General features: G+C 69.3%; 25 protein-coding genes and 1 pseudogene. 10 read left to right on the top strand and 16 right to left on the bottom strand.

What is annotated here, in order from left to right; genetic code table 11:
- Window positions 1-164: 164 nt before the first annotated feature.
- From AOK11_RS42835 to AOK11_RS14845, 12 genes are all read right to left on the bottom strand, one after another.
- Window positions 165-311, bottom strand: a complete 147-nt coding sequence (locus tag AOK11_RS42835) for a hypothetical protein (protein ID WP_157869363.1) — start codon at window positions 309-311, stop codon at window positions 165-167.
- Entirely contained in the window at window positions 308-1639 is a 1332-nt protein-coding gene (locus tag AOK11_RS14895) for a hypothetical protein (protein WP_079034848.1), read from the bottom strand. Before AOK11_RS14895 ends, AOK11_RS42835 begins: the two co-directional genes overlap by 4 nt.
- Window positions 1636-1842, bottom strand: a complete 207-nt coding sequence (locus AOK11_RS14890; protein WP_055594193.1) for a hypothetical protein — start codon at window positions 1840-1842, stop codon at window positions 1636-1638. The genes AOK11_RS14895 and AOK11_RS14890 overlap by 4 nt, the downstream gene beginning before the upstream one ends.
- A 26-nt stretch (window positions 1843-1868) precedes the next feature.
- Window positions 1869-2330, bottom strand: coding sequence for a TadE/TadG family type IV pilus assembly protein (locus AOK11_RS14885; protein ID WP_055594192.1), 462 nt, complete (start codon window positions 2328-2330; stop codon window positions 1869-1871).
- Window positions 2327-2767: a TadE/TadG family type IV pilus assembly protein gene (locus AOK11_RS14880; protein WP_055594191.1), complete on the bottom strand. Its 441-nt coding sequence runs from the start codon at window positions 2765-2767 to the stop codon at window positions 2327-2329. Before AOK11_RS14880 ends, AOK11_RS14885 begins: the two co-directional genes overlap by 4 nt.
- 21 nt (window positions 2768-2788) lie before the next feature.
- The gene (locus tag AOK11_RS14875; RefSeq protein ID WP_055594190.1) at window positions 2789-3238 is read right to left on the bottom strand and encodes a TadE family protein; all 450 of its coding nucleotides are present in this window, start codon (window positions 3236-3238) and stop codon (window positions 2789-2791) included.
- A 52-nt stretch (window positions 3239-3290) separates the two neighbouring features.
- Window positions 3291-3542 (bottom strand): hypothetical protein, encoded by a 252-nt coding sequence (locus AOK11_RS14870; RefSeq protein WP_055594189.1) that lies wholly within the window; start codon window positions 3540-3542, stop codon window positions 3291-3293.
- 121 nt (window positions 3543-3663) lie between these two features.
- On the bottom strand, window positions 3664-4572 hold the full coding sequence (locus tag AOK11_RS14865) for a type II secretion system F family protein (RefSeq protein ID WP_055594205.1): 909 nt from the start codon (window positions 4570-4572) through the stop codon (window positions 3664-3666).
- Window positions 4573-4586: 14 nt separating this feature from the next.
- Complete coding sequence (locus AOK11_RS14860; protein ID WP_240497350.1) at window positions 4587-5627, bottom strand: type II secretion system F family protein; 1041 nt, start codon at window positions 5625-5627, stop codon at window positions 4587-4589.
- A gap of 97 nt (window positions 5628-5724) precedes the next feature.
- Window positions 5725-7032 carry a TadA family conjugal transfer-associated ATPase gene (locus AOK11_RS14855; protein WP_055594188.1) on the bottom strand — a complete coding sequence of 436 codons (1308 nt, stop codon included), beginning with the start codon at window positions 7030-7032 and terminating at the stop codon, window positions 5725-5727.
- Window positions 7029-8021 carry a hypothetical protein gene (locus tag AOK11_RS14850; RefSeq protein ID WP_055594187.1) on the bottom strand — a complete coding sequence of 331 codons (993 nt, stop codon included), beginning with the start codon at window positions 8019-8021 and terminating at the stop codon, window positions 7029-7031. Before AOK11_RS14850 ends, AOK11_RS14855 begins: the two co-directional genes overlap by 4 nt.
- Window positions 8022-8038: 17 nt before the next feature.
- Window positions 8039-8773, bottom strand: a complete 735-nt coding sequence (locus AOK11_RS14845) for a hypothetical protein (protein WP_055594186.1) — start codon at window positions 8771-8773, stop codon at window positions 8039-8041.
- Window positions 8774-9389: 616 nt separating this feature from the next.
- Here AOK11_RS14845 and AOK11_RS14840 point away from each other — a divergent pair.
- From AOK11_RS14840 to AOK11_RS14800, 9 genes are all read left to right on the top strand, one after another.
- On the top strand, window positions 9390-10124 hold the full coding sequence (locus AOK11_RS14840; protein WP_055594185.1) for a hypothetical protein: 735 nt from the start codon (window positions 9390-9392) through the stop codon (window positions 10122-10124).
- Between the two features lie 217 nt (window positions 10125-10341).
- Complete coding sequence (locus AOK11_RS14835) at window positions 10342-11013, top strand: hypothetical protein (RefSeq protein WP_055594184.1); 672 nt, start codon at window positions 10342-10344, stop codon at window positions 11011-11013.
- Window positions 11010-12092, top strand: coding sequence for a hypothetical protein (locus AOK11_RS14830; RefSeq protein WP_055594183.1), 1083 nt, complete (start codon window positions 11010-11012; stop codon window positions 12090-12092). The genes AOK11_RS14835 and AOK11_RS14830 overlap by 4 nt, the downstream gene beginning before the upstream one ends.
- Window positions 12093-12132: 40 nt before the next feature.
- On the top strand, window positions 12133-12429 hold the full coding sequence (locus AOK11_RS14825; RefSeq protein ID WP_055594182.1) for a WXG100 family type VII secretion target: 297 nt from the start codon (window positions 12133-12135) through the stop codon (window positions 12427-12429).
- Window positions 12430-12433: 4 nt separating this feature from the next.
- Window positions 12434-13792: an AAA family ATPase gene (locus AOK11_RS14820; RefSeq protein ID WP_240497348.1), complete on the top strand. Its 1359-nt coding sequence runs from the start codon at window positions 12434-12436 to the stop codon at window positions 13790-13792.
- Window positions 13793-13801: 9 nt separating this feature from the next.
- Window positions 13802-14215 carry a hypothetical protein gene (locus tag AOK11_RS14815; RefSeq protein ID WP_055594180.1) on the top strand — a complete coding sequence of 138 codons (414 nt, stop codon included), beginning with the start codon at window positions 13802-13804 and terminating at the stop codon, window positions 14213-14215.
- Complete coding sequence (locus tag AOK11_RS14810; protein WP_240497347.1) at window positions 14202-14834, top strand: hypothetical protein; 633 nt, start codon at window positions 14202-14204, stop codon at window positions 14832-14834. Before AOK11_RS14815 ends, AOK11_RS14810 begins: the two co-directional genes overlap by 14 nt.
- Window positions 14835-14874: 40 nt before the next feature.
- A complete protein-coding gene (locus AOK11_RS14805) occupies window positions 14875-15516 on the top strand; it encodes a hypothetical protein (protein ID WP_055594179.1) in 642 nt (213 codons plus the stop codon).
- A 181-nt stretch (window positions 15517-15697) separates the two neighbouring features.
- The gene (locus AOK11_RS14800) at window positions 15698-16891 is read left to right on the top strand and encodes a serpin family protein (protein ID WP_055594178.1); all 1194 of its coding nucleotides are present in this window, start codon (window positions 15698-15700) and stop codon (window positions 16889-16891) included.
- Between the two features lie 61 nt (window positions 16892-16952).
- Here AOK11_RS14800 and AOK11_RS14795 read toward each other — a convergent pair whose 3' ends face one another.
- The 3 genes from AOK11_RS14795 to AOK11_RS14785 form a co-directional block, all read right to left on the bottom strand.
- A complete protein-coding gene (locus tag AOK11_RS14795) occupies window positions 16953-17363 on the bottom strand; it encodes a transposase family protein (RefSeq protein ID WP_206188847.1) in 411 nt (136 codons plus the stop codon).
- Between the two features lie 541 nt (window positions 17364-17904).
- Entirely contained in the window at window positions 17905-18201 is a 297-nt protein-coding gene (locus AOK11_RS42830; RefSeq protein WP_157869362.1) for a hypothetical protein, read from the bottom strand.
- A gap of 317 nt (window positions 18202-18518) precedes the next feature.
- Window positions 18519-18818 carry a WXG100 family type VII secretion target gene (locus AOK11_RS14785; RefSeq protein ID WP_006133193.1) on the bottom strand — a complete coding sequence of 100 codons (300 nt, stop codon included), beginning with the start codon at window positions 18816-18818 and terminating at the stop codon, window positions 18519-18521.
- 331 nt (window positions 18819-19149) lie between these two features.
- Here AOK11_RS14785 and AOK11_RS14780 point away from each other — a divergent pair, with 331 nt between their 5' ends.
- Window positions 19150-23868, top strand: coding sequence for an FtsK/SpoIIIE domain-containing protein (locus tag AOK11_RS14780; RefSeq protein ID WP_055594176.1), 4719 nt, complete (start codon window positions 19150-19152; stop codon window positions 23866-23868).
- Between the two features lie 4 nt (window positions 23869-23872).
- Here AOK11_RS14780 and AOK11_RS14775 read toward each other — a convergent pair.
- Window positions 23873-24369, bottom strand: a pseudogene (locus AOK11_RS14775) (serine/threonine protein kinase); the annotation flags it as partial.

The raw sequence follows: 24369 nt of genomic DNA, 5'->3' as shown, positions 1-24369 counted from the left end.
GGCTGCCCCGGATCTCGTGAGGTCTCGCGCCCGTCGTACGACTGCGCGGTGAACGGTGTGCAGATCATCGGGATCTTCCAGAACTGGAGCATCCCGGAACGCGATGCACTTGCTCCCGCGCGCCCTGCGCCCGGAATCCACCCCCGCATGTCCGGTCTCCGGGGTCAGAGCGACAGCATCCGCGCGATGCCGTCCATCTGCGCGTCGATCGACCTGTCCCGCTGCTCCGGGTGCGGCAGAATCCGGACCCGACCCCTGGGCGGGAGCAGGCGGTGGTCGGCGGGCCGGGAGGTCTTCTCGGTGCGTGTCATCGAGTGGCTTCCCTGGATGTCGTCCGTTCCGGAGTCGGCCGGTCGAGCAGGAGCCGGCTGCGCAGCTGGTGCACCGCGTACGGCACGGCCTGCAGGACGAGGCCGAGAACCCCCATGAGGACCGCGGCGGCCGCCGGTCCCGGGGCCGTCTCCTCGATCCGCAGGCCCTGGATCAGGGAGAAGAGGGAGCCGAAGGCCATGACCGCGGTGGACGAGACCCCGGCGACGGTACCGGGGAACCGCGCCATGCGACGGGCTTCCCCACCGGAGCCGGGCAGCAGCCCCGTGCCCAGGACCGGGCCCTTGGGCCAGGCCCCGGGCCCCTTACCGCCCAGGCGGCGTTCGGACACCGCCAGCCCGGCGGCCCGGCGCAGCCGCGACCACCCGTCGGCGCCCTCCTCGCCACCGAACCACAGGTCCCACGGGAACACCGCCCGCACCTGCTCCCCGGGGCCCCGGAGCTCGACACCGACCGGTCGGCCCGCGCGGTCCTCCACCCGGACCAGCGAGGTGACCGCGTGCGGGCCGGACAGCGCGAACCAGTACTCCTGGCCGCCCAGGTCGCGCAGGACGAGGTCCCGGTCCTGTATCCGGATCTCGGTGTCCCGGCGGAACCTGACCGTCTCCCCGGTCCCCCGCGCGGGACTGGGCCGGACGCGTTCACGGACGACGGGGTCGTGGCGTCCCGCCCGCAGCCGGGTCCAGGCCCGCAGCGCCAGCCGTGCCACGGGCGCGGAGAAGGCGGTCGCGGCGAGCAGCAGGACGACCCGGGGGACCGTGGTGTCCGAGAAGACGACCCACGTGAACACGGCGAACCACACGCTCCCGGCGATGGCGCGCACGCCCCAGTACCAGAGCGGGAAGGAACCTCCCGGGCCGAGGGAGGCGCCCGCGCCCTTCGAGGCCACCAGAGGATCGTTTCTGTCCCGTACCACGTGCAGCGGCACCCCCGCGGCCCGCAGCAGCCCGGCCACACCCGACCGGGCGAGCATCTGCTCCCCCTGCACGGACCGTCCGGGCAGCGCGGGCGCTTCGGGCAGCCAGTCCTGGATGTCGAAGCGGCCGATCAGCGCCCCGTTCCCGTCCTGTAGTTGCACCTCTCCCCAGGAACCGGGAAGGTCGGGTCCCCCGCGCGTCCTGCCCCCGGCCGCCGCGTCGACGATGACGGCACGGGCGATTCCTGCGGTCCCGCCGACCGGGAAGCGGCGGGTACGGCCGCGGGTGCGCAGGACGAGACCGCCGTCCTGCGCGAAGAGCCGGGAGGCGTGGCACCGTTCCAGGCCGGGGCCGCGCGAGGCGGCCGGTCTGAGGGCGGGCTCGGGAATCACCGGGTGACCCCTTCGTAGAGGGAGGTGACCCTGCCGTGGACACTCTCCGCGTCAGCTGCGACGCCGGTGACCGTGGCGTCGGCCCAGACGTCGGTCCGGCCGGTGAAGTGGTTCAGCGCGTTGCCGACCGCGGGGCGGTTCCCGCGCAGCCGGCTCGACACTGTCAAGACCGGGGCGGCCGTGCCCGCCTTCTCATCCCTCATCCCGCGCCCTCACTCCCGCCCTCGGCTCAGCCCACCTCGTTCTCTGCCACCGCCTGGCCGCGGACCACCACGTCACCGCCGTAGAACACGCCGGTGAAGACGGGTGAGTACGTCAACTGGACCTGGACCTCGACACCCTGGGCGCTCGCCGTCACGCAGTGGGTGCCGGCGACGTCCGCGCCGGACATGTCCATCTCGCGGGCGAAGGCCTTCACCCGGGCGTCGCAGTTCTCGTAGTTGATGGGCGCGGGCTCGTCCACGTTCTCATAGAGGGCCTCGCGGTCGATGTCCTGGGCGGCGTAGCGGGCGGCCTGTTCGGCGATGTCGGCGGCGCGCTCGCGCTGGGAGATGGAGAGGCCGCCGTCGATGACGAAGGCCGCGAGGGAGATGAAGACCAGCGCGAAGACGATGACCGCGCCGGCGCCCGAGCCCCGGTCGTCGAATCTTGGCCCGCGATACGTCAGCCACCTGCGCACACGTGCTCTCACGCCGTCCTCCGGTACGGGTCCAGCGGTGAGCTGAAGCTCGCGGACAGGGTCGTCGGGATGTTCAGCCCCAGGGTGGCCAGCCCGCGGACCTCGCAGCTCACCTCGACCGTGAAGAGGGTGTCCGGTTCGAAGCCCTGGCTGGTCTGTACGACGTTCACCGGGCCCGAGCAGATGTCCGCGAGGTTCGCCTCCGCCGCCTGACGGGCCTCCGTCATCGCCCGTGCGTGGTCCTTCTGGATGGAGCCCGCGCGTGCCGCGTCCCGGGCCGCGCCGTCCAGCGCGCCGCGACCGCTCACCAGTTGGCCGAACGCCACCAGCACCAGGATGAACAGGATCATCACCGGGGCGAGGATCACCACCTCGACGGTGGACAAGCCGCGGTCGTCACCGACGTCGATGCCGCCGACGCCTTCGTCCTGACTCAGGTGTCTCCGCATGCGGGAAGAGGGCGCTTCCACTCAGTTCTCCCCCTCTTCCACGAACCGCTCCACCGGCCCCGCCGACCGGGCGTGCACCGTCAGGTCGAAGCCCGGGAACACCGTCGGGATGCGGGCCGTGATCTCCACGCCCACCGTGTCCTGCTCCGGCTGAAGCATCCTCACGTCCGGCGACAGCACCAGCTGCGGGCCCAACTGCCGGATGTAGCTGTCCACCACGTCCCGCGCCTCGCCCCGCCAGCCGCCCGGCTGAGCGTCCGCCGTCGCACGCGCCTTGCGCGCACCCGCCTGCGCCGCCGCCTGGGCGACGTGGTCCGCGAAGAAGTACAGCGCGAACTGCACCGTCGCGAAGATCATGAAGAACAGGACGGGAGTGAGCAGCACGAACTCGATCGCGGTCATGCCGGAGTCGCCGCGGGCGGAGGCGGCCTCCACCCGTCGGCGTACCCAGCGACGTACGCGCACCGGCATTCCCCGCCCCCGTCCCGTCCCAGCCCTGTCCCCGACCTCGGTGTACGTACGCTCAGCAGGTGCTGCCGGCGTTCGCGCCCTTGATGCAGTCGCCGACCTTGTTGGCGCCCTCGCTCAGCGCGGCGTTGATGATGGCGGCGACCACACCGACGATCGCGACGACGACCGCGGAGATGATGACCCACTCCACCGCGGAGGCGCCGCGGTCCAGTTCACCGGAGCGGGCACGCTCCACACGGGCCCGCATGAAGGTGACCAGGAAGTCCACGGCGGGGATGCCGGTGTGGAAGGTACGTCCGTTCATGACGCTTCGTCCTCTCGTGTTCGGTTCACAGATGCTCTGACGTACGGTTCACGACTGTCGGTTCGCAAGGGGCCGTGTGTGACCCATGGTTCACAGCGCCACGGCTTTCCGTTCACGGTTCTCACACCTGGAACACCCTCATCGCCGCCGGGAAGATCAGGAACACGAGGAACCCCGCACACAGCAGCAGCTGCGCCACGAGCATCGACTGGGACTTCTCGCCCGCGCTGCCCTCGATCTCGGAGAGTTCGCGGTGCCGCATGGTCTCCGCGCGGGAGGCGAGGGACTCGCGGACCTTGGCGCCGTCGTCCGCGACCAGGGCGAGGGATGCGGAGAGGTCCTTCAGCTCCTCGACGCCCAGCTCCTCACCGAGCTGCCCGAGCGCCTGCCACTGGCTGACGCCGGTGATCCGGGCGTCGGCCAGGGCGTTGCGGATGCGCTGCGTCGCCCAGCCGTCGGACACCTCGGCCGCCGCCATCAGCGCCTCGGGCAGACCCCGCCCGCCGGCCAGGCTCATCGACACCAGGTCCAGGTAGGCGCCGATGACCCGGCGCAGGTCGCGCCGCTTCTCGGCGGCGTCCCGGCGCACCTCCAGGTCGGGCAGGAAGAAGAAGACGACCGAGCAGAGCAGGGCCAGCCAGACCGGGACGATCGGGCTCTCGCTGAAGCCGAGCGTCCAGACGACCGCGAAGAGGAACGGCCCGAAGAACATGCCGCCCGCCGCCAGCAGCACCTTCGTCGCCAGGAACTTCTCCCAGCTCCGTTCCAGTACGGCCAGATCGGCGCGCAGCGAGCGCTGCTCCCAGCCCTGCTGGAGATAGAACTCGGCGATACGCGCGCCCACTTCGGCCCGCAGCGACGAGAACCGGCCGGTGTCCTTCTGCGTGCGGGCCGACTCGTACGCCGCGCCGCGCGCCCGCATCGCGTCGATCCGGGCGACCTGGGCGACCGCGCTGCGCTTGGTGGGCATCAGGGCCCGGATCAGGACGTAGACGCCCAGTCCGAGGACCGCGCCGACGACCACCGGCATCGTCAGTTCGTCGTTCACCGTCGTACCCCCCTGCCCTGCTGGTCCCCGCCCTGCGGGTCACGTCCCTGCTGGTCCCGGCCCTGTTGGTGCGGGAGCCGCAGCGACGGTGCGGCCCCCGGTTCCGTCTGCTGCTGTCCCGCGGCGGTCGCCGCCCCCGGAGTACGGGGACGTACGAACTGGACCGCCGCCTCGTCGCGCACCAGGAAGCGTTCGGGTGTCTCGATGGTGGACAGCTTGCGCAGCCACCAGAAGCCGAGCGCGAACAGCCCGCAGACACAGGCGAGTACAAGCTGCCCCACGGCCGTCCCGTACGGCTCGACGAAGTCCCGGTTGAAGACGGCCAGTCCGAGGACGAACGCGATCGTCACCGCGACGACGATCTGCACCGACCGTCGGGTGGAGGCCCGTTGGGCCATCACGCGCTGCCGCATGTCGACCTCCTCGCGTGCCGACTTGGCCAGCGCGCCCAGCACCTGCCGCAGACCGGGTCCGCGCAGCTTGGCGTTGAGGATGAGGGCGGCGACGATGATGTCGGCGGAGGCGTCGTCGATCTCGTCGGCGAGATGCTGGAGCGCCTCCGGCAGCGGGGTACGGGAGCGCAACCGGTCGACGAGCGCGTCGAGATGGGGGCGCAGGACGGGCGCGGCGGCCCGTGCCGACGCCGGGATGGCCTGCTCGAGGCCCACCGCGCCGGCGATGGTGTCGCGCAGCGACTCCGTCCAGGAGGCCAGGGCCTCCACGCGCCGCATGGCGGCCCGTTCCTCCGCGGCTCCGCCGAACAGCCGGTCCCAGAAGAAGACGAGGACGGCGGCGGCGACTCCGGCGACGGTCCACCGGGTCAGCAGCAGCACGGCGAGGCCGACGATCGCGGCGAGGGAACCCCGCTGCCCCGCGAACCGGATCAGCTCGGCGGCCCGCGCGCTCGCCTTCTGCTTCTCGTGCGCGGGCTTGGCGGGCAGTCCGCGTACGGCGACGACGAGGAGGGCGAGTCCGCCACCGACGGCGATGCCGCACGCGAGCGCGTACAGGACCGTGGTGGAGAACAGTCCGCCCATCGAGCCGAGCGAGCCGGCGGCGACATCAGCGGCGGCGACGGCGACATCAGCAGTGGCAGCGGCGGCATCGAGGTCCGTGGTCGTACGGATCACCGGGTCACCCCCACGTTCCGCTGGGGCGGTAGCCGTAGGCCATCAGTTCCTCCAGGCAGGCGATGGGTGCGTGCGGCATGACCCGGCCGTCGGGCGACCGGGCGAACACCTCGCTGGACAGGACGCGTCCGTCGACGCCGTTGACCTCGCGGACGGAGGTGACCATGCGCTGGAGCCGGCCGCCGTTCTGGAACTCGTTGCGCCGCTCGATGAAGACGACGAAGTTCACCGCGCCCGCGATCAGCATCTGGCTGGCCTCGATGGGCAGCCGCTCCGTCGCCTGCAGGGCGTACGTCGAGATGCGGTTGAAGACCTCGCTGGAACTGTTGGCGTGGATCGTGGACAGCGAACCGTCGTTGCCCTGCGACATCGCGTTCAGCATCGTCACGATCTCGTCGCCGAGCACCTCACCGACGATGACCCGCGAGGGGTTCATGCGCAGTGACCGGCGCACCAGCTCGGCCATGGAGATGTACCCCTGCCCCTCGGAGTTGGGCAACCGCTCCTCGAAGGCCACCACGTTCGGGTGGAGTTCGGGGAACGAGTCGAGGCCGAGCTCCAGGGCGCGCTCGACGGTGATGAGGCGTTCGTGCGGCGGGATCTCGTTGGCGAGGGCCCGCAGCAGCGTCGTCTTGCCGGCGTTGGTCGCTCCCGCGATCATGATGTTCTTGCGGGCACGCACCGCACAGGCCAGGAAGTGCCCCAACTCCGGTGTGAGCGTGGTGTTCCCGACCATGTCGGAGATGAACACCTTGCCCATGCGGGCCCGCCGGATGGACAGCGCGGGGCGCCTCGTCACGTCCATGACGGCGGAGAGCCGGGAACCGTCCGGCAGTCGCAGGTCCAGCTGCGGGTTCGCGGAGTCGAAGGGCCGGGAGGAGAGGCCGGAGTACGCGCCGAGCACCTGGATGAGCTCGATGAGCTCCTCGTCGGTCTCCGCGACGGGCTCGCCCTGCACCTCGCGGCCGTCCGCATAGCCGACGAACACCTGGTCGCAGCCGTTGATGTCGATGTTCTCGACCTCGGGGTCGTCGAGCAGCGGCTGGAGCCGCCCGACGCCGAACAGCGCGGCGTGCACGGCGGCCGCGTACTGCTCCTCCGTCTCGGCGTCCAGCGGCGTACGGCCCGCGTTGATCTCGGAGCGGGCCTGCTCCTCGAGGATCTGCGCTATGACCGCCCGCGCGAACTGGCGCTCGTCCTCGGTGGACATCGGCGTGACGCCGTTGACCTGGTCGAGGCGGCGCTGTTCGGAGATGCGGTCGCCGGCGTCCTGGCGGAACCGCTTGACCAGTTGATGGTCGACAGCGGTCATCGCCCGGCTCCGGCGGCACGACCGTCGGACGGCCGGCCGCCGCCCTGCGCGCTGCCCTGCGGGGCGGGCTGACCAGGCTGACCCGGCTGGTACTGCTGGGCAGACGGTGCGTACTGACCCTGCTGCTGAGGCGGGGACTGGTGGTGCTGAGGCTGATGGGGCTGGTGAGGCTGCGCGGCGTGGGCGGACGCGGACCAGGCGGCGCCGTACTGCTGGTACAGGTCGGCGGTCACCTTGCGGGCGGTGCGGATCAGCAGCGACTTGTCGAGCCGCCCCCGCCTGCGGCCCGCCAACTGCTCGGCGCCGGCCGGGTCGTCGGCGAGGGTGCCGACCACACGGGCGCCGGTCTGGGCGTGCACAAGCATGTCGTTGACCTGCGAGGCGAGCTTGGCGGCGCTGCCGGTGTCGGCGATCAGGACGACACCGACCATCGGGCTGCCCGGCCCGGCGACGCGCGAACCGCCGTTCAGCTTGCCGGCCAGGGCGGCGGCACGGTCCCGGACCCGGGCGAGCGCCTCCGGTTCGGTACGCGAGACGAGCAGGACGAGGGAAGCGTGCGGGAACAGCTCGGCCGCCGGGGTGTCACCGCTGATCCGCCCGCAGTCGGCGATGACGTCGGCGGCGGCGTGCGGGGAGTCGGCGAGGGAGGCGAAGGCGTGCCCGAGGGTCGGCCACAGCCCGGCGAGGCCGGCGGCCTGCTCGGAGTTGCCGAGTCCGACGAGCACTTCGAGACCGCCGCTCAACGGCTGGACGTGGTCCCACAGTTGGTCGGGCACGAGCCCGCGCCGCGCGGTGGCGGCGATCGACAGCATGCCGGTGTTGGGGTTGAGCGGACCGCCGTGGGCGGCGGCGCTGCGGTAGACGAGGTCACCGCCCGCCGGGTCGGTCTCGGCGAGCAGCACACGCCGCGGCCAGACCGCCGCGAGAGCGACGGCCGTGGTGCTGACGCCGGGGGAACCCTTGTCGGCGGCGAGGGCGATCAAGGCCATGAGTGGGGTGCCGCCTTCTAGTTGCCAGGAACGAGGACGAGAGCCACCTCGCCGTTGGAGGCGGCCTGGGCGAGCGCGGCGGCCTGGGCGCTGTCGACGACCAGCGTCACGGGCAGGTTGGCGCTGCTGACGATGCTGCCGTCGCCGCCCTTCTGGTCCGGAGCGGAGTTCACCCGCGCCTGCTCGACGATCACGGAACTGCTGGTGCCCGCCGCGGCGCCGCCGTCCTCGTCGGCCTCACCCCCGGAACTCGATCCCCTGCCGCCGACGCGGTACGCGGCGACGGTGTCGCCGGGCTCGATCCCGGCCGGGTACTGCCCTTCCTTGAGGGACAGCCCGACGACGGACTTGCCGTCCGGGACCTTGGCCTCGTCGCCGAACATCTCGCCGACGGCGACGACGTTGGCCGGGATGGTGCTGACGGCCTTGAGCTCCTTCAGCGCGTCCAGCTGAGTCCACGGGATGTAGTTGATCTCCGGATCCTCGACGACGAGCACGGACTCGACATTGCTGCCGCTGACCGACTGCCCCGCCGGGATCTGCTTGGTGACCTTGACGACCTCGATCCGGTCCCCCACCTGGAGCACCAGCATCGTGGCACCGAGCGCGCCCACGAGGATCAGCAGCACCGCGAGCGCGGCCAACGCGGGTTTGCGCTCACGAGGCGGAGTGGGAAGCCGGTCACCGACCGCCGGCTGAGCCGGAGCGGCGGAACGCCCCGCGCCCGCCCCCGTACGCTCCTGGATCTTCACGCAACCGCTCCCCGTACACCCAAGACGATGTCTGCCAAGTACCCCGGAAATTCAGACACTTCACCCACGTCCGCTCGCACACAGACATGCGGGACGCCGCCGGACCTACCGACCCGACCTGGGCCAATACCCAGCGCCGGGGTGAGTGTCAAGCCATGGCACCGTACCAGTCACACATCAGCCCCTCAAGGCACACCCAACGTCACGGACACCACATGACACACCGTTACTTATCTGCAATTTCACCCTTGAACAACCCAGTTGGCAGCAGCACCGAACCGCAGCCCACCCCCTGTGCGCCAGCGAACCCCCAAAGCGCCCCACCGCTCACCCTCCACCACCCGGTCCGTCACACCTCACCCACGAACCCCACACGATTCACTCACGGGGGCCGGGAGGGGACGTGCCATGCTCTTCTGTCGGATCGGCGACGGAGAGGGCACGAAGGCCCCGCTGGACCTTCTTCCGCGAGCAGGGCGAAGGAGGCATCCCACTCACCCGGATGCCGCCGCTGGAAGCCATACGTCCCGCGGAAGCCGGTGGAGAACGACCGACAGATCAACCCCCTGCCGGTCAACCGGCATCAACCACCCGTCACCCACCTCGAGGAGCCCCCATGAAGCGCGCCGCGTCGGCCGTCCTGACCTCCCTGTCCCTGCTCTCCCTCGCCACGCTCACCGCTTGCGGCGGGGATTCCGACTCGGGTACGAACGGGGACGCAGCGGCCGACAAGCCGAAGGCGACCGCATCCGAGAAGAAACAGGCCACTCCGGCAGAACAGTTGAAGCAGTTGATGGTCACGAAGGCCGATGTGTCCGGCAAGAACGTGAACGAGACCGACAGCGAGTTCGCCTTCGCCGCGTCCCAGGAGGAGGTCACGGTCGAGAAGCCGGTCTGCGCCCCGCTGGCCTACGCCATGAACCAACTCCCTCTCGGGGAACCTCAGGCCGACCTCACTCGCGTCGTGAACGGCGACCCGAACCAGGCGTTCACGTACGTCACGCTCACGACGTACGAGTCCGGCCGGGCCGAGTCCACCATGGCCGGCCTTTCGGAGGCGGTCGACGCCTGCGGCGGAGGTTTCACCGCCGAGGCGAACGGCAACACGAGCGCGTACGACTCCGTGACCGCCGAGAAGCCCGTGGCGGAGGCCGGCGACGAGTCCCTCGCGTTCGGATCCACACTGACGTTCCGGGGCATCTCCCACACCGTGCACACCCAGGCCGTACGCAGCGGCGACGTCCTCGCCGTGTACTTCTCCGTCGACGGCATGGCCCTCGCCAACAGCAGGCCGAGCGACGCGAAGTTGTCGACGGCGGTGGTGAAGGCGCAGAACGCGAAGCTGGGGTGAGCCGGCGCACCGAGCTGCCCTCGGAGGACATCGGGACCGGCGAGGAGAACGACGTCAACCCTGCGCCCGAGGACGCCACCGAGAGGCTGGACACAGCTACGAGCCCCTTGCGCCGAGAAGTGCGGATATCTCCACAGAGTTCGCTGTGGCGAAACCAAGAAGCACACCGATACCGTCGTTGCCCGTGACCACGCATCTGTCTCACGGGGGAGTCACTGTGAAGCGCCGCTCTTTGCCCGTTGCTGCCGCGTTCGCCGCCGCCGCAGCCCTGCTACTGACCGCCTGCGGGGGCGGGGACGACAACGGGAAGGCCGCTGACGAGATCGCCGGCGCCGACCAGGGCACAGAGACACCGACGAAGTCGGCGGAGCCCTCGGGAGCACCGGCAGAGGACAAGCCGGACGGCGTCGACGTGTCCCTGCCCGCGGACATGAACCTGGTCTTCGACTGGGAGAAGCCGAAGGACGAGAACGAGGCGGCTGCCATGTCCGACGCGGCCAACTTCTTCCGTGCCGTCTACCGAGGCGTCGACAAGCGTACGACCGAGGACGCCGCCTTGGTCGCCTACTCCACAGGCGATGGTCTGAAGTACGCGAAGACGCAGATCGACGTCAGGCTCGAAGGCGGCTGGACGGCAACCGGCACCCGGCGTCACTACCAGGCCACCACCCGGTCCGCATCGAACGGCAACTCGGTGGAGGTCGCGTTCTGCGTGGACTCAAGCAAGTTCTACTCCAAAGAGGTCAAGACCGGAAAGGTCCTGAAGGGCGCGCCCGACATCACGGACTTCGACCACTTCAAGATCATCATGGTCAGGCTCCCCACCGGAGACGGTCTGTGGCAGGCGTCCAAGGTGTACGTCGAGGCGAAGGCGGCGAAGTGCCAGTGACCAGGTCACGTCGTGCGGCCCTCAGCACCGGCGCGGCTGCCCTGACGCTGGCCTTGGGCGTCGCCCTCGCGGAACCGGCCTACGCGGGAGAGCAGCCGAGCAACACCGAGGGCTCCAACACAGAACAGTCGGGTGGCAGTGACGGCACCGGCATCTACGCCGCCGCCCGGATTACGTACTCCGGCTCCGTCGCCAAGAGCGGCGGCACCGGCAACGTGACGTCCACCGACGTCAACTGGACGCCACCACCCTGCTGGTACGCCCCGTACCTCGGTGCCGAGGACTTCAAGAAGGAGATGTCCAAGGACATCGAGGGCCAGATGAATACGCCCGGCATGGGCGGCCACGCGGGCGCGGCGCTCAGCGAGTTGCAGCGCCACTACGAGGACGAGTACGGCTGGACCGACACCCCCGGCTACAAGGACTACAACGTCGACAAGGACGGCGAGGGGATGTTCTGGGCCGCCGTCGAGAACCCCGACGAACCCGACCTGCTCAAGCGGAATTCCTGCAACGATCTCCCCTTCTGGGTCGACAACGGCGAGGCCCCGCCGCCCCAGTACGAGGAGGCCATCACCCCGGAGATACTCGCCGCCCTCGCCTACCAGCACATGCAGCTTCCCGACACCGAGGTCAGCCTCGCCCCCGAGGAGACCACCAAGGTGAATCTGCCGACCTGGGCCTGGCTCGACAAGGCCGTCTTCGACGAGGTCCAGGCCACGGCGGCCATCAACGCCCCCGGCTTCGCGCTCCAGGCCACGACGACCGCCAAGCCGGTGTCCCTGAAACTGGAGCCGGGCACCGAGGACGCCGAGACCTACCCGGCCTCCGGCGAGTGCACCATCAACGCCGACGGTTCCATCGGCAAGCCCTACGCCAAGGGCAAGGCCGACCAGAACCCACCCTGCGGAATCACCTACCTCCGCAGCTCCGGTGATGGCGCGTTCGACCTCCAGGCCACGGTCACGTGGGAGATCGCCTGGACGGGCTCAGGAGGAGCCGGCGGCGACCTGCCCGACGGGACGTTCGGGAACGGCCAAGAGGTCGTCGTACAGGAGATCCAGGCGGTCAACCGTTGAAAGCACAACAGCGAGGACACACGCGAGGGGAGGGTCCACAATGGGCGGCCCGGATCTGACGGTCGACTACGACTTCCTCGCGGACTGTGAGCGAAAGCTCTGCCAGCTCAAGAAGACCTTCGAGGACATCGAGAACCGCCGCGACGACATGAAGGAGCACTGGGGTTCCGGTGACGTCGCCGGGGCCATGGAGGACTTCGTCGACAACTGGGACGACTACCGCACCAGACTCGTCGAGTCCCTCGAATCCGTCGGCAAGCTCGTGGCCGGCAGCAAGAAGGCCTTCGAGGATCTCGACGGAGAGCTGGCCAAGGCAAACAAGAAAAAGCCGAAGTGACGACGTGACACCGACATCCAAGCGCCGTCCGGTGGACTGGCAGCCGCTCTGTGAATCCGATCCCGTACCCGGCGATCCGGAAGAGATACGTGCCGAGGTCAAGCACATGGTCTCGGTGGCCAAGAAGCTGCGGGACCAGGCCAAGAACCTCAAGGCGATCAGCGACGACGAGACTCTCAAGGGCAAATACGTAAAGGCCCTGCGCGAGGAGTCCTCCACGCTGGAGAAACACATGCGGGAGGTGGCCGGCCGGTACGAGCGTGTGCACGGTCACCTCACCAAGTGGTCCAACGAACTGGAGGACTTCCAGTCCGACGCTGACAAGGTGCTGCACCAGGCCAAGCAGAAGCAGGACGAGATCGAGGCGGACAAGACCAAGAAATCCGGCTCCGGCGACAAGGACACTCCGCAGGCCTCGCCCAGTGGCGACGACCATTCCGACGACGACCCCCTCCAGTCGTACCGCACACGACTGAACACCATCACCGGCAACCGGGACACACGCGCGAGCCACCACTCGGGCAAGATCCGCGACGAGGTCGACGACGTGATCGAGGACTCGCGATGGGACGACATCAAGGGCTGGGTCCATGACAACGCGGACCTGATCAAGGCCTTCATCGATGTTCTCGGCTGGGTCGCGACGGTGGCAGGATTCCTGGCGCTCGCCATTCCCGGCCTGAACCTGCTGGTCCTTGGCATCGCGGCGCTCACGATCGGGCTCAGACTCCTGCTGGTGGCATCCGGCGACGCCACCTGGACGGATGTCATCTTCGACGTCGTGGGTGGGCTGCTCGTCGTGGGTGGCCTCGGGGCCGCCGCGAAGCTCGCCAGTGGCGCCAAGGCCACTGTGGGCGCCGCTCAGGCCGCCCGGACCGCCGGCCTGAGCCGCGGTCTCAGGGGCGTCAAGGGCATCCTGGACGACACGGGGCGGATGATGACCAAGATGCCGGGAGGGCCGGGGCGGCAGGCCCTCGGAGCGGCCCGTAACGCGATGCGCAAGTCCATCTCCCAGAACGTCGGACTGGTCACCAAGGGGCCGCTGCGGGTCAGTCCGTTGTCGACGCTGGTGCACCTCGGCGACAAGGAGATGGCCGGCATGGCGAAGATGCTGCAGGCGAACAAGGCTGCCTTCCCCGCGGCCGCGGGGGCCGCGGCGGACAAGGCGTACAAGTCCTATCAGGTAAGCCTCGGCATCGCCTGGACCGGCATGGCGATGGACGTCACGGACAAGGCGCTGGGGAAGAGCGACTTGACAAGCTTGACTGAGGAGAAGTTCGGAACCGGCGAGAAGCCGTACAACGAGGCGTACTCGAACTGGAAGGACAACACTCTGAAGCCCGCCCCCGACACCCACTGGTAAGGAGCGATCATGGACCTGCACTCGGCACAACGCATTGTCGAAGCCGAAGCCGCCCGCACGGGACTCGGCACCGGCCCCAACCGGCGGCTACGGCTGACTCTCATCATCGGAATGCCGCTGTTCCTGCCGGTACTGGGAATCATGATCCTGGTACCGAAGTCGTTGATGAAAGACGTGCTCTACGTCTATGAGGCCGGGATCATCGGCTGCCTCCTGCACTACGTCTGGGTCTTCGCGAAGTACCCCCGGTACGCGGGCCGTCCGCCCTACCTCACCCGGGATCTCGCCATGGGCGGCGGCTTCTTCCTGCCCTCGCTGTTCTTCGGTTTCTGGACGGGCATGATCGCCGCCCCGGCGTGGGCGCTCTTCGTAGGCGTTGCCTATGCCGTGGAAGTGACGCGGGGGCGCAATGACCACCGCTGAGCACCGCCGGGCCCCGAACGGCTTCAACCTGGTACCGCCACCCGGCTGGGACGTGATTCCGCTGCGCGCGGGCACCAAGGAAGCGATGGACCGCATCGTCCGCAAGGCCGTCGCACAGCTGCCCGTCGGCTTTCCCAAGGACGACATTCCGAAGGCCCGGCTGAAGCTCACCCAGGAGATGAAGAAGGTCGTCCGCCGGGCCAGCGCCAAGGGGGGAATGACCCTCTACCTCCCCACCGAACGCCTTCACGGCGTCGCGCTGCCCGTCTCGATCGTGGCCTCCGAGCCGATCGAGATTCCGCGGGTCAGGCCCAACAGCGGTCCGGAAGCGGTCCTGGCCGCGCTCGCCTCCGTGACTCCCGGCGCCGAGACGCGGGAGCTCGACGACACCGCGGCCCTGCGCTCGGAGCGAGACGTACCCGCCGACGCGGCCAAGGGCGTCGACGTCGCTCACCGCCGGGTCGAGTACTTCGTTCCGGTCCCGGACAGCATCCCCGACAAGTACCTCACCTTCTCCTTCAGCGCCCTGATCGCGCCCGGCTCGGATCCCGCCTTCTCCGACATGCTCGTGGAGTTGTTCGATGCCGTGATGGGCACCTTCCGCTGGAGCTATGCCTGAAGGCTCCCTTCTGCCGTGTCCCCGAAGAAAGAGACCGCTCATGTCCGAAGGCACTCTGTGGAGCACCGACCTCGGCGCCCCGCTCCACATCGACACGGATGCCGACCCAGACCTCTGGGGCTATCTCCACCTCCAGATCGACAAGAAGATCTTCAAGGAATGGCTGGAGCTGCACCTGACCGGCCTGGCCACCATCCACGAGGTCGAACTCACCCGCAAACTCCGCCGGTTCCACAAGAGCTTCTACGAGCAGACGATCGTCACGCTCCGGGACAAGCTCCAGGCCGACGAGGCGTTCGTCTACCACCCCGTTCCGCTGACCTTCATGCCACTGGTGATGCACGCCACCCGCATCCACTGCGAGGCCCGTGACGCGTCCTCCTGCGAGGGGATCACCGCGCTCACGGTGCCGCACCCGGACATCCCCGAGTGGCAGCAGCGAACCGGCAGCATTCCGTTCGCCTCGTCACACCTGGGCGCGGACGGGGTCCGGGTCACCCGCTCCTACCCTGCGGACAGCACCATCATGATGACCTCGGTGACGTACCACTGGCACACCCCGCCCGGCCTCCCCGACGTCCTGCTCCGCGGGCACCACGACGATCCGGAAGTGATCGCCGCGGCAATGGAGGCACTGGACGACTTCGCGCGGACGCTCCGGATTCCTGAGGCGGCCCATTGATCGGACGGCAAACGCTTAATCGCATGCGGAAGGAAATGTCGCAGAATGCGAGACGCGTTGCCGATGAAACGCCTCTTCGTCCCAGTGAGGTTTTCTCAGTGACCGCGACGTTCAATTCGCTCGCCAGTCGGGCACTTCCGGCCCTACTCTCGCGAGGATCGGGAGCAACCGAAGGGCAGACATGGTCAGTCACGGCACAGTCAAAGCCATCAACGGACTGGCCACGCGTTGGGCCGCGGCCCTGCCTCACGACGGCACGGTACTCGCCGCAGCCGGGGTGTGGCCGTTACTCGGCCTTCTCGCCGACGGTGCTGCAGGTCCCGCCCGGCAGGAACTCTCGGATGCACTCAGCATCCCGGCGGACGGCGCCGCAACAGCAGCACGAGACCTGCTCTCCACGCTCGGGGCGACGCGTGGCCTGGGCACAGCCCTGGGACTGTGGACTCGCAGCACCCTTCCCGTCGAACCGGCCTGGCTTAACCAACTGCCCGCCGACGTGCACGGGCAGCTCACCGGCGACCCCATCGGCGACCAGTTGCACCTCGACACATGGGCAGCCAAGTGCACCCAAGGACAGATCGACGCGATGCCGGTCACTGTGAATGACGAGACTCTGCTGGTGCTGGCCAGCGCCCTGACCCTCCGCACCGACTGGATCCGGCCCTTCACCCCAGGCGGAATGGAAGCCGAAACAGGGCCCTGGCGCGACATGAACCTGGCCGGCCTGCACCGAACCACCAGTCTCCTGAACCGGGTCGGCGTCGCGGACACGGCAGCCGGCCCCCTCACCGAACTTCAGATCATCGGCACCCATGGCATCGACGTCCACCTGTACCTCGGAACACCTGAAGCAACCGCAGGCCAGGTGCTGACTGCCGCCGTGGGCGCACTCCACAACCGCCGGGCAATGGTCCCCGGCGAGCACCTCCCTTACGGCACTCCAGGCCCCGGGCTGTCCGTGACTCGCGTCCCCAGTGTCGACGGCGAAGCCACGCTCCACGTATCCACCGTGCCGTTCACCGTCAAAGCCCACCACGACCTGCTCGACCACCCCGACCTGTTCGGCCTGCGCACGGCGACGGACGCCTCGCAAGGCCACTTTCCCGGCATCAGTGCCAAGCCACTTGCCGTCCAGGCCGCCGCACAGGCAATGACGGCGACGTTCGGCGCCCGCGGCTTCCGCTCCGCGGCCGTCACCGCCTTCGCCATGGTGGCCGGTGGCATCCCGCGCTACCCCTTCCGAGCCCGCGAGATCAGCGCCCGCTTCGACCGCCCCTTCGGATTCCTCGCTCTGCACCGCACCTCCCGACTCGTCCTCAACGCAGGTTGGGTCACCAACCCCGACCCCTTCGAGGAAGCCTCCTGGGACTGGTGAGCGCCCCATGAAACGCAGGGCCGCAGGGAACTCGGCAGGCACTGAGGTTTTTCAGCAAAGATCATTTCCAGTGGCCGTTGAGGACGAGGGCGGCGCGGGCGATGTCGCCGATCCGGCTCGGGCTGAGCGTGACGTGCTTGAGCGCGCGCCAGCGTTCCTTCAGTTCGGCGGCAGTCCGCTCGCCGAGTTCGCACAGGTCTCTGATCAGCATGTTCGTGGTGCGGGTGTCGGCGTGCAGGGCCTGCTCGGACTGGCCTTTCGGGCGGCGGGCTGGGACGCGGATGCCGATGCCGGCGCCGATGTAGCCCTTGTCCGCCAACGTCGGCAGGCCCTGGGCGGCGGCCCTGTACAGGGCGGGCAGCGCGTGGAGGCGGGCGGCGGTGATGTCGGGCGTGGAGCCGGGCTCGACCTCGGAGACCCACAGCGGCGTACCGTCCGGGGCGGACAGGAACTGCCCTACCAGGGGCTTCACGTCTGTCCGCCACCGGGCACTGCCCGCCCGATACATCTGGAATCACCCGGATCACACCGCTTCGCAAAGATTATTTCGCTGAGAAAACCTCAGTAATCGAACTTGTCCCAGAAACCGTCCTTCAACGAGTCGTTATTGATGGCATCGTCCAGTGCTTCACGTGCGAGCTTCGCCGCCTTGTCCCGGATGGCCTTGACCTGATTGACCTTCTCCCGGGCGGCATCGATTTCGTCGCCTGCGGAATCCAGCCGCTCCTGCAGCTTCTTCTAGTCGCCCTTTTCCTTCTCGGAAAGGGTATCCAGACTCCGCTGGCGGCACCTTTGTGATCGTCCGCATCCTTGGCTTCACGAAGAGCCGAGTCGGTGATTTCCTGTGCGCGGTTCAGATCAGACGCATAGTTCGTGCACTTTGCCCGAAGCTTGTCCTGGTACCCACCGCCGACCTCTGTCACCTCGGCGCCCAGGGCGTCGGCCGCGACGTCGTAACGCTTCAGTGCCGCTTCAAGCTTCTTGACGTTACCCTTTGCCTTCGCGCGGAACTCCTATCCTGCCTTGCTGTCCCAGGCGTCCACCTCGGCAACCGCCTTGAGGTTCTTGATCTGCCAGTCCAACTCCTCTGCGGTCCGGCGGAGTTGTTGGCCGAGGGCGGCAACCTGCTCAGGGTCGCCGGGCACAGGGTCACTATCGGCAACCGGGTGCCAATCACAGGGCCGTACGGACACTCCTACTTCCCCCCTTTTGGGCGCCTTCGGCTTTTGGGCACCCCGGATCGCCTCGGCCAGCGCGTGGTCGATGCCCTCGTAAACCTTGGCCGCATCGTTGGCGAGCTTGGCCAGCACCTTGACCTCATCGGTCAGTTTCTCGCGGTTGATCTCCCAGTTGCCGGCGAAGTCCTCGAAAGTGCCCGCAAGATCCCGGTGCCCGAAGTCGTCCCCCGTGCTTCCCTGTGAGCTTTTCCAGCCTTTCGAAGGCCTTCCTCACGCTGTTGAACCCGGTTCCCATCTCTTTGATCACAGCGAGATCAGCCCGAGTGTGGTCACCTTCACCAGACATGGCGCCCCCGTCTTCCCATCCCCGTTGCGCTCCCCCGCGCCCCCGGACCGGCGGTGCGGCAAGGCTCCGTGGCCTCGCCGCACCTCAAGGTCGGGACGGAGTCCTACTTGCGGGCAGCCTTGGCCAGTTCGTCGTCGATCTGCTCGAACTTGTCTGCCGCCATGGTCAGGTAGTCGCCCATGCCGTCGAGGCCGTCGAGCGTGGTCTTCGCGCCGTTGGTGAACTCGTCGAAGTTCTCGTCGAAGGCCTTGGAGGAGCTCTTCGTGACGTAGCCGGAGTTGACCAGGTTGTTGATGTACTTGCGGAGGCCGTCCAGCTTCTCCTGGAGCTTCTCCTTCTCCTTCACGACATGCTTGGCCGCCTCCCGCATGTCCTGATATGTGATGTCAAGGTCCTTGGCCATGAAGCCGCTTCCTCTCGCAACGCCGCAGGGCCAACCCCCGTGGCTCCCTTGTGTGCGGAACTGCCCGTCCGCCGCCGCGCCCCCTGCGGCACAGGAGCCGCCTGTGGCGAGCGGTGTGGTCGTCCGCTCTTGCGGCAGCAGCTTACGGGGGGCAACTGCAATGCCACATACCCGCTTTGTGGAGGCGGCGTTGTGAAGTCGTGTACGGCATTGCCAAAGGGAACGTCGCGTCTTCTCCCCACTGCCCCGGTCCCGTCCCCAGCGGATATCGTCGCAACGACTGTGGCCCGCGGGGTGGAAGCGGACACAGGGCCGCCTGGGGAGGACAAGCGTGCGCCTGACTCTGACCGTCGTCGATCCGTTCGGCGGGGATGCCGCCGATGTCGTACTCGACGCCGATCCCGAGTCCACCGTGGGGGACATCGCGGCGGAGCTGGCCGCCCAGGTCGGGCACAGCGGCGCCCAGGTGATTCCCATCGGGCAGCGGCGGCAGGGGCCGGTCGGCAGTGCGCCGCTCGTGTACGTGGACGGGTACGCCGTCGATCCCTCGGCGACCGTCATCGGGTCGCCGTTGCGCGAGGGGGCCGTCGTCTCGCTCCAGGATCCCTCCGGGTGCCTGCCCGGAGAGCCCACCGGGCTGGTCGAGCTGCGCGTCGTCGGCGGTCCCGCCGCCGGCTTCGTCCACCGGCTCGGGGTCGGGCGGTACGACATCGGCAGCGGGGCCGCCTCGGCCGTCCGCGTCGACGACCCCGAGGTCGACGCCCGAGCCCTCACCCTTTCCGTCGCCAAGGACGGCACTTGCCGCGTCACCGTCCATCGTGACGGTGACGGTGACGGCCAGGAGCGGGACCGGAACGAGAATCAGGAGCAGGTCACCCTCGACGGGGTGCCCATCCAGGATTCCGAGGGCGACAGCCAGAAGGAGAACGACAAGGCGGAGAAAAAGCAGAAGGGGGCCAAAGGCAGGGGCAGGAACAAGGGCGGCGCGGAGAGCGGCGGCGGGAAGAGCTCCAGCGCCGGTACCTACGACTGGCCCCTCGGGGCTCAGGTCGGGGTCGGGAACACGCTGTTCGAGCTCGGTCGGTACACGCCGCCCAACGCCGCCCTCAAGTGGTCCGAGGACGGGGTCGGGCTCGACTACAACCGGCCGCCCCGGCTGCGGCCGCCGACCCGGCAGACCACCTTCCGGCTGCCTTCGGCGCCCCGCGAGTACGAGCCGCGGCCGCTGCCCTGGCTGATGGCGCTGACGCCGCTGGTCGGTGCCGTCGTCGCCGTGCTGATCTTCCAGCGCTGGTACTACCTGATCATGGCGGGACTCAGCCCCATCCTGCTCTTCGCCAACTACTTCAACGACAAGAAGCACGGGCGCAAGTCCCACGCCAAACAGGTCAAGGAGTACGAGGAGCAGAAGGAGCGGATCGAGAAGGACGCCCAGGACGCGCTGGTCCAGGAGCGCGACGACCGGCGGCACGCCATTCCCGACCCCGCGGCCGTCCTGTCCCTCGGCACCGGGCCGCGCACCCGGCTCTGGGAACGGCGGCGCACCGACCGGGATCATCTGCTGATCCGGGTCGGGACGGGGCAGCTGCCCTCCGAGGTCGTGCTCGACGACCCCGAGCAGGACGACCACCGGCGCCAGGTGACCTGGAAGATCGAGGACGCGCCGGTCGCGCTCGATCTGCGGGCCCTGGGCGTCGTCGGCATGGCCGGGCCCGGGGATTCCGCGCGGGCCCTGGGGCGTTGGGCGGTCGCGCAGACCGCCGCGCTGCACAGCCCGATGGACGTGCAGTTCTACGTGCTGAGCGAGAACTCGGCGCAGCCGTCGTGGGACTGGGTGCGGTGGCTGCCGCACGCCCGCCCCTCCAGCGGGCAGGACGTCAATGTCCTCATCGGAACCGACGCCGAGACCGTCGGCGCCCGGGTCGGCGAGCTGACGCAGATCCTCGACGCCCGCAAGAAGGCCGCCGAACAGAACCGGTCCCAGGGGACGACGTTCAGCGACCCGGACATCGTCGTCGTGTGGGACGGGTCGCGGCGGCTGCGGTCACTGCCGGGGGTGGTGCGGCTGCTGCGCGAGGGGCCGGCCGTGTCCATGTACGCGATCTGTCTCGACGCGGAGGAACGGTTCCTGCCCGGCGAGTGCCAGGCGTTCGTCGTCGCCGAGCCCCGCCCCGAGGAACACGGCCGGGGCGGCCGGGACCGGCAGCACGCTCAGCCTCAGCAGGCGAGCGGGGGCTTCCCCTCCTTCCAGGCGTGGCACACGGCCACGCCCGAACCCGACCGCGCCGCCCGGCCGGACAAACTGCGGCTGCGCGTCGAGGAGGCGGGCGCGGAGCGCATCAAGGACGTACGGCCCGACTTCGTCCCGGCGGCCTGGTGTCTGCGTCTCGCCCGTTCCCTGTCCCCGCTGCGGGACATCAGCGGGGAGTCCGAGGACTCGGCGCTGCCCGGTTCCAGCCGACTGCTCGACGTACTGCAGCTGGAGCCGCCGGCGAGCGACGCCATCGCGGCGCGCTGGCGGATGGGCGGGCAGTCGACGCTCGCGGTGATCGGTGAGTCGTACGACGGTCCGTTCGGTATCGACCTGCGCAAGGACGGGCCGCACGGTCTGATCGCCGGTACGACCGGTTCCGGCAAGTCGGAGCTGCTGCAGACCATCGTGGCGGCGCTGGCGGTGGCGAACACGCCGGAGAACATGACCTTCGTCCTCGTGGACTACAAGGGCGGCTCCGCGTTCAAGGACTGCGTCCAACTGCCGCACACCGTCGGCATGGTGACCGACCTCGACGCCCATCTCGTCGAGCGGGCGCTGGAGTCGCTGGGCGCGGAGCTGAAGCGGCGCGAACACATCCTGGCCGCCGCCGACGCCAAGGACATCGAGGACTACCAGGACCTGGTGCGCCGCGATCCCTCGCACGCTCCCGTGCCCCGACTGCTCATCGTCATCGACGAGTTCGCGTCGATGGTGCGCGACCTGCCCGACTTCGTCACCGGGCTCGTGAACATCGCACAGCGAGGGCGCTCCCTCGGCATCCATCTGCTGCTCGCGACGCAGCGGCCGAGCGGTGTCGTCTCGCCCGAGATCCGGGCCAACACCAACCTCCGTATCGCGTTGCGCGTGACGGACGGCGGTGAGTCCAGCGACGTCATCGACTCGCCCGAGGCCGGGCAGATCTCCAAGAACACTCCGGGGCGCGCGTACGCCCGGCTGGGCCACGCCTCCCTGGTGCCCTTCCAGTCGGGGCGGGTCGGCGGGCGCCGGCCCGGGGCGGCGGACCCGGCCTCGCTCGCGCCCTGGGTGGGGCCGCTGAGCTGGGAGGATCTCGGCCGGGCCGCGCTGGCCAAGCCGAAGTCCGAGGCCCGGGAGGACGACGAGATCACCGACCTCAAGGTTCTCGTCGACGCCGTGCGCGAGGCCAACAGCTCGCTCGGCATCCCCGCCCAGCACAGCCCGTGGCTGCCCGCGCTCGACGAGACGCTGCTGCTCGACGACATCGAGGTCCCGGCCGTCGCACTCACCGCCGGGAGGCTGGCGCCCGCCCCGTACGGTGTGGAGGACCTGCCCGGCGACCAGGCCCGCCGTCCCGTCGCCGTCGACTTCTCCTCCTTCGGGCATCTGATGATCGGCGGTGCCCCGCGCAGCGGCCGCTCCCAGGTGCTGCGCACGATCGCGGGCTCACTCGCCCGCACCCACTCCGTCACCGACGTCCACCTCTACGGCATCGACTGCGGCAACGGCGCCCTCAACGCGCTGACCCGGCTGCCGCACTGCGGTGCGGTCGTGGGCCGGAACCAGACCGAGCGGGTGATCCGGCTGGTCAACCGGCTCAAGGGCGAACTCTCCCGCCGCCAGGACCTGTTGGCGGACAAGGGGTACGCCGACATCGGCGAGCAGCGGGCCGCTGCGGCCGAGGGCGAGCGACTGCCGCACATCGTGGTGCTGCTCGACCGCTGGGAGGGCTGGGTGCCCACGCTCGGGGAGATCGACCACGGCTCGCTCACCGACGAGCTGCAGACGATGATGCGGGAGGGTGCGAGCGTCGGCATCCACCTGGTCCTGACCGGTGACCGCACCCTGCTCGTCGGCCGGATCGCCACGCTCACCGAGGACAAGTACGGTCTGCGGCTCGCCGACCGCAGCGACTTCTCCTCGCTCGGCATTCCGGCCCGCAAGGTGCCCGAGGAGATTCCACCGGGCCGCGCCTTCCGCAACGAGGCCGGCACGGAGACCCAGTTCGCGCTGCTCGCCGAGGACACCACCGGTCAGGGCCAGGCCGCGGCGCTGACCGCGATCGGCGAGGCGGCCGCCGCCCGCGACGCCGACGTGCCGCGGGCCCGGCGCCCGTTCAGGGTCGACAGTCTGCCCAGTCGGATCTCCTTCCCGGAGGCGTGGGAGCTGCGGGACCCGGAGGCGTCGCGCTCCAAGCTGTGGGCGCTGGCCGGGATCGGCGGTGACGAGATCGTCGGCTTCGGCCCCGATCTCGCGGAAGGCGTACCGGCGTTCGTCGTCGCGGGGCCGGCCAAGTCGGGCCGTTCGACGGTGCTGATGAACATCGCCCAGTCGTTCCTCGCGCACGGCACCCGTCTGGTGGTCGCGGCGCCGCGCCAGTCGCCGCTGCGTCGACTCGACGGTACGGACGGCGTGCTGAAGGTTTTCACCGGTGACGACATCGACGAGGACGACTTCGAGGAGCTCATCGACGAGGCGTCGACCGAGGAGCCGATCGCCGTTCTCATCGACGACGGGGAGATCCTCGAGGACTGCGATGCCGGGAGCCAGATGAAGAAGCTCGTCTCGCGCGGTGCCGAACGCGGTCTCGCCCTCGTCATCGCCGGTGACGAGGAGGACGTGTGCAGCGGCTTCTCCGGCTGGCAGGTCGACGCCAAGAAGGCCCGCCGCGGCATCCTGCTCTCTCCGCAGGAGTCGTCCAGCGGCGACCTCATCGGCGTACGCCTGTCCCGCAGCATGGTCGGCGGCCAGGTCGTCCCCGGCAAGGGCATGCTGCACCTCGGCGACGGAGAGCTGCGGACCGTGGTGGTGCCGGGGTGAGGCGCTACCGGATCTTCGACAGCCGCGCCTTCGGGCTGCCCGAGTCCTTGCTGTCGGACTCGTAGACGAGGTCGTCGCCGGTCGGGGTGAGGTGGACGGTGTGGCGGGCCTGGTTGCAGACGCCGCGGTTGGACTTCGCCCCCACGGAGGTCGCGACGAGCCGCTTCTCCGTGACCTGCTTCAGGGTGAGCACGTCGTCGCAGACGCCGCCGAAGATGTCGGTGTGCCGGAGCGTGGCCACCTGTTCGCCCGCCTTCGCCTGTTTCACCGTCACCCGGAAGGTGCCCAGCGGAATGGCGATGCTCTCCCGCGAGGTGGCCTGGCCCTCCCAGGTGCCGAGGTAGACGGCGGGGACGGCGGGGGTGGCGGCCGGGGCCTCGGAGGAGGCACCGGTGTCGGAACCCGCGTTGTCGTCACCGGAGTTCCCCGGCAGGAGGTCCAGTACGAACACCGAGCCGACGGTCACCGCGGCCAGCGCCCCCGCCACGGCGAGGGCCACCG

The sequence above is a fragment of the Streptomyces hirsutus genome (assembly GCF_001418415.1).
GTDB classification, from domain to species: Bacteria; Actinomycetota; Actinomycetes; order Streptomycetales; family Streptomycetaceae; genus Streptomyces; species Streptomyces hirsutus.
The sequence above is the reverse complement of the archived record's forward strand: the minus strand, read 5'-3'. Positions and strand labels throughout refer to the sequence as shown.

Bases quoted from the DNA above. Each gene is read 5' to 3' on its own strand.
- AOK11_RS14890 (WP_055594193.1), bottom strand. From the start codon at position 1,842: ATGAGGGATGAGAAGGCGGGCACGGCCGCCCCGGTCTTGACAGTGTCG.
- AOK11_RS14805 (WP_055594179.1), top strand. From the start codon at position 14,875: ATGTCCGAAGGCACTCTGTGGAGCACCGACCTCGGCGCCCCGCTCCAC.
- AOK11_RS14785 (WP_006133193.1), bottom strand. From the start codon at position 18,818: ATGGCCAAGGACCTTGACATCACATATCAGGACATGCGGGAGGCGGCC.
- AOK11_RS42835 (WP_157869363.1), bottom strand. From the start codon at position 311: ATGACACGCACCGAGAAGACCTCCCGGCCCGCCGACCACCGCCTGCTC.
- AOK11_RS14870 (WP_055594189.1), bottom strand. From the start codon at position 3,542: ATGAACGGACGTACCTTCCACACCGGCATCCCCGCCGTGGACTTCCTG.
- AOK11_RS14850 (WP_055594187.1), bottom strand. From the start codon at position 8,021: ATGGCCTTGATCGCCCTCGCCGCCGACAAGGGTTCCCCCGGCGTCAGC.
- AOK11_RS14855 (WP_055594188.1), bottom strand. From the start codon at position 7,032: ATGACCGCTGTCGACCATCAACTGGTCAAGCGGTTCCGCCAGGACGCC.
- AOK11_RS14865 (WP_055594205.1), bottom strand. From the start codon at position 4,572: ATGCCGGTGGTCGTCGGCGCGGTCCTCGGACTGGGCGTCTACGTCCTG.
- AOK11_RS14840 (WP_055594185.1), top strand. From the start codon at position 9,390: ATGAAGCGCGCCGCGTCGGCCGTCCTGACCTCCCTGTCCCTGCTCTCC.
- AOK11_RS14815 (WP_055594180.1), top strand. From the start codon at position 13,802: ATGGACCTGCACTCGGCACAACGCATTGTCGAAGCCGAAGCCGCCCGC.
- AOK11_RS14800 (WP_055594178.1), top strand. From the start codon at position 15,698: ATGGTCAGTCACGGCACAGTCAAAGCCATCAACGGACTGGCCACGCGT.
- AOK11_RS14880 (WP_055594191.1), bottom strand. From the start codon at position 2,767: ATGCGGAGACACCTGAGTCAGGACGAAGGCGTCGGCGGCATCGACGTC.
- AOK11_RS14860 (WP_240497350.1), bottom strand. From the start codon at position 5,627: ATGGGCGGACTGTTCTCCACCACGGTCCTGTACGCGCTCGCGTGCGGC.
- AOK11_RS14825 (WP_055594182.1), top strand. From the start codon at position 12,133: ATGGGCGGCCCGGATCTGACGGTCGACTACGACTTCCTCGCGGACTGT.
- AOK11_RS14810 (WP_240497347.1), top strand. From the start codon at position 14,202: ATGACCACCGCTGAGCACCGCCGGGCCCCGAACGGCTTCAACCTGGTA.
- AOK11_RS14875 (WP_055594190.1), bottom strand. From the start codon at position 3,238: ATGCCGGTGCGCGTACGTCGCTGGGTACGCCGACGGGTGGAGGCCGCC.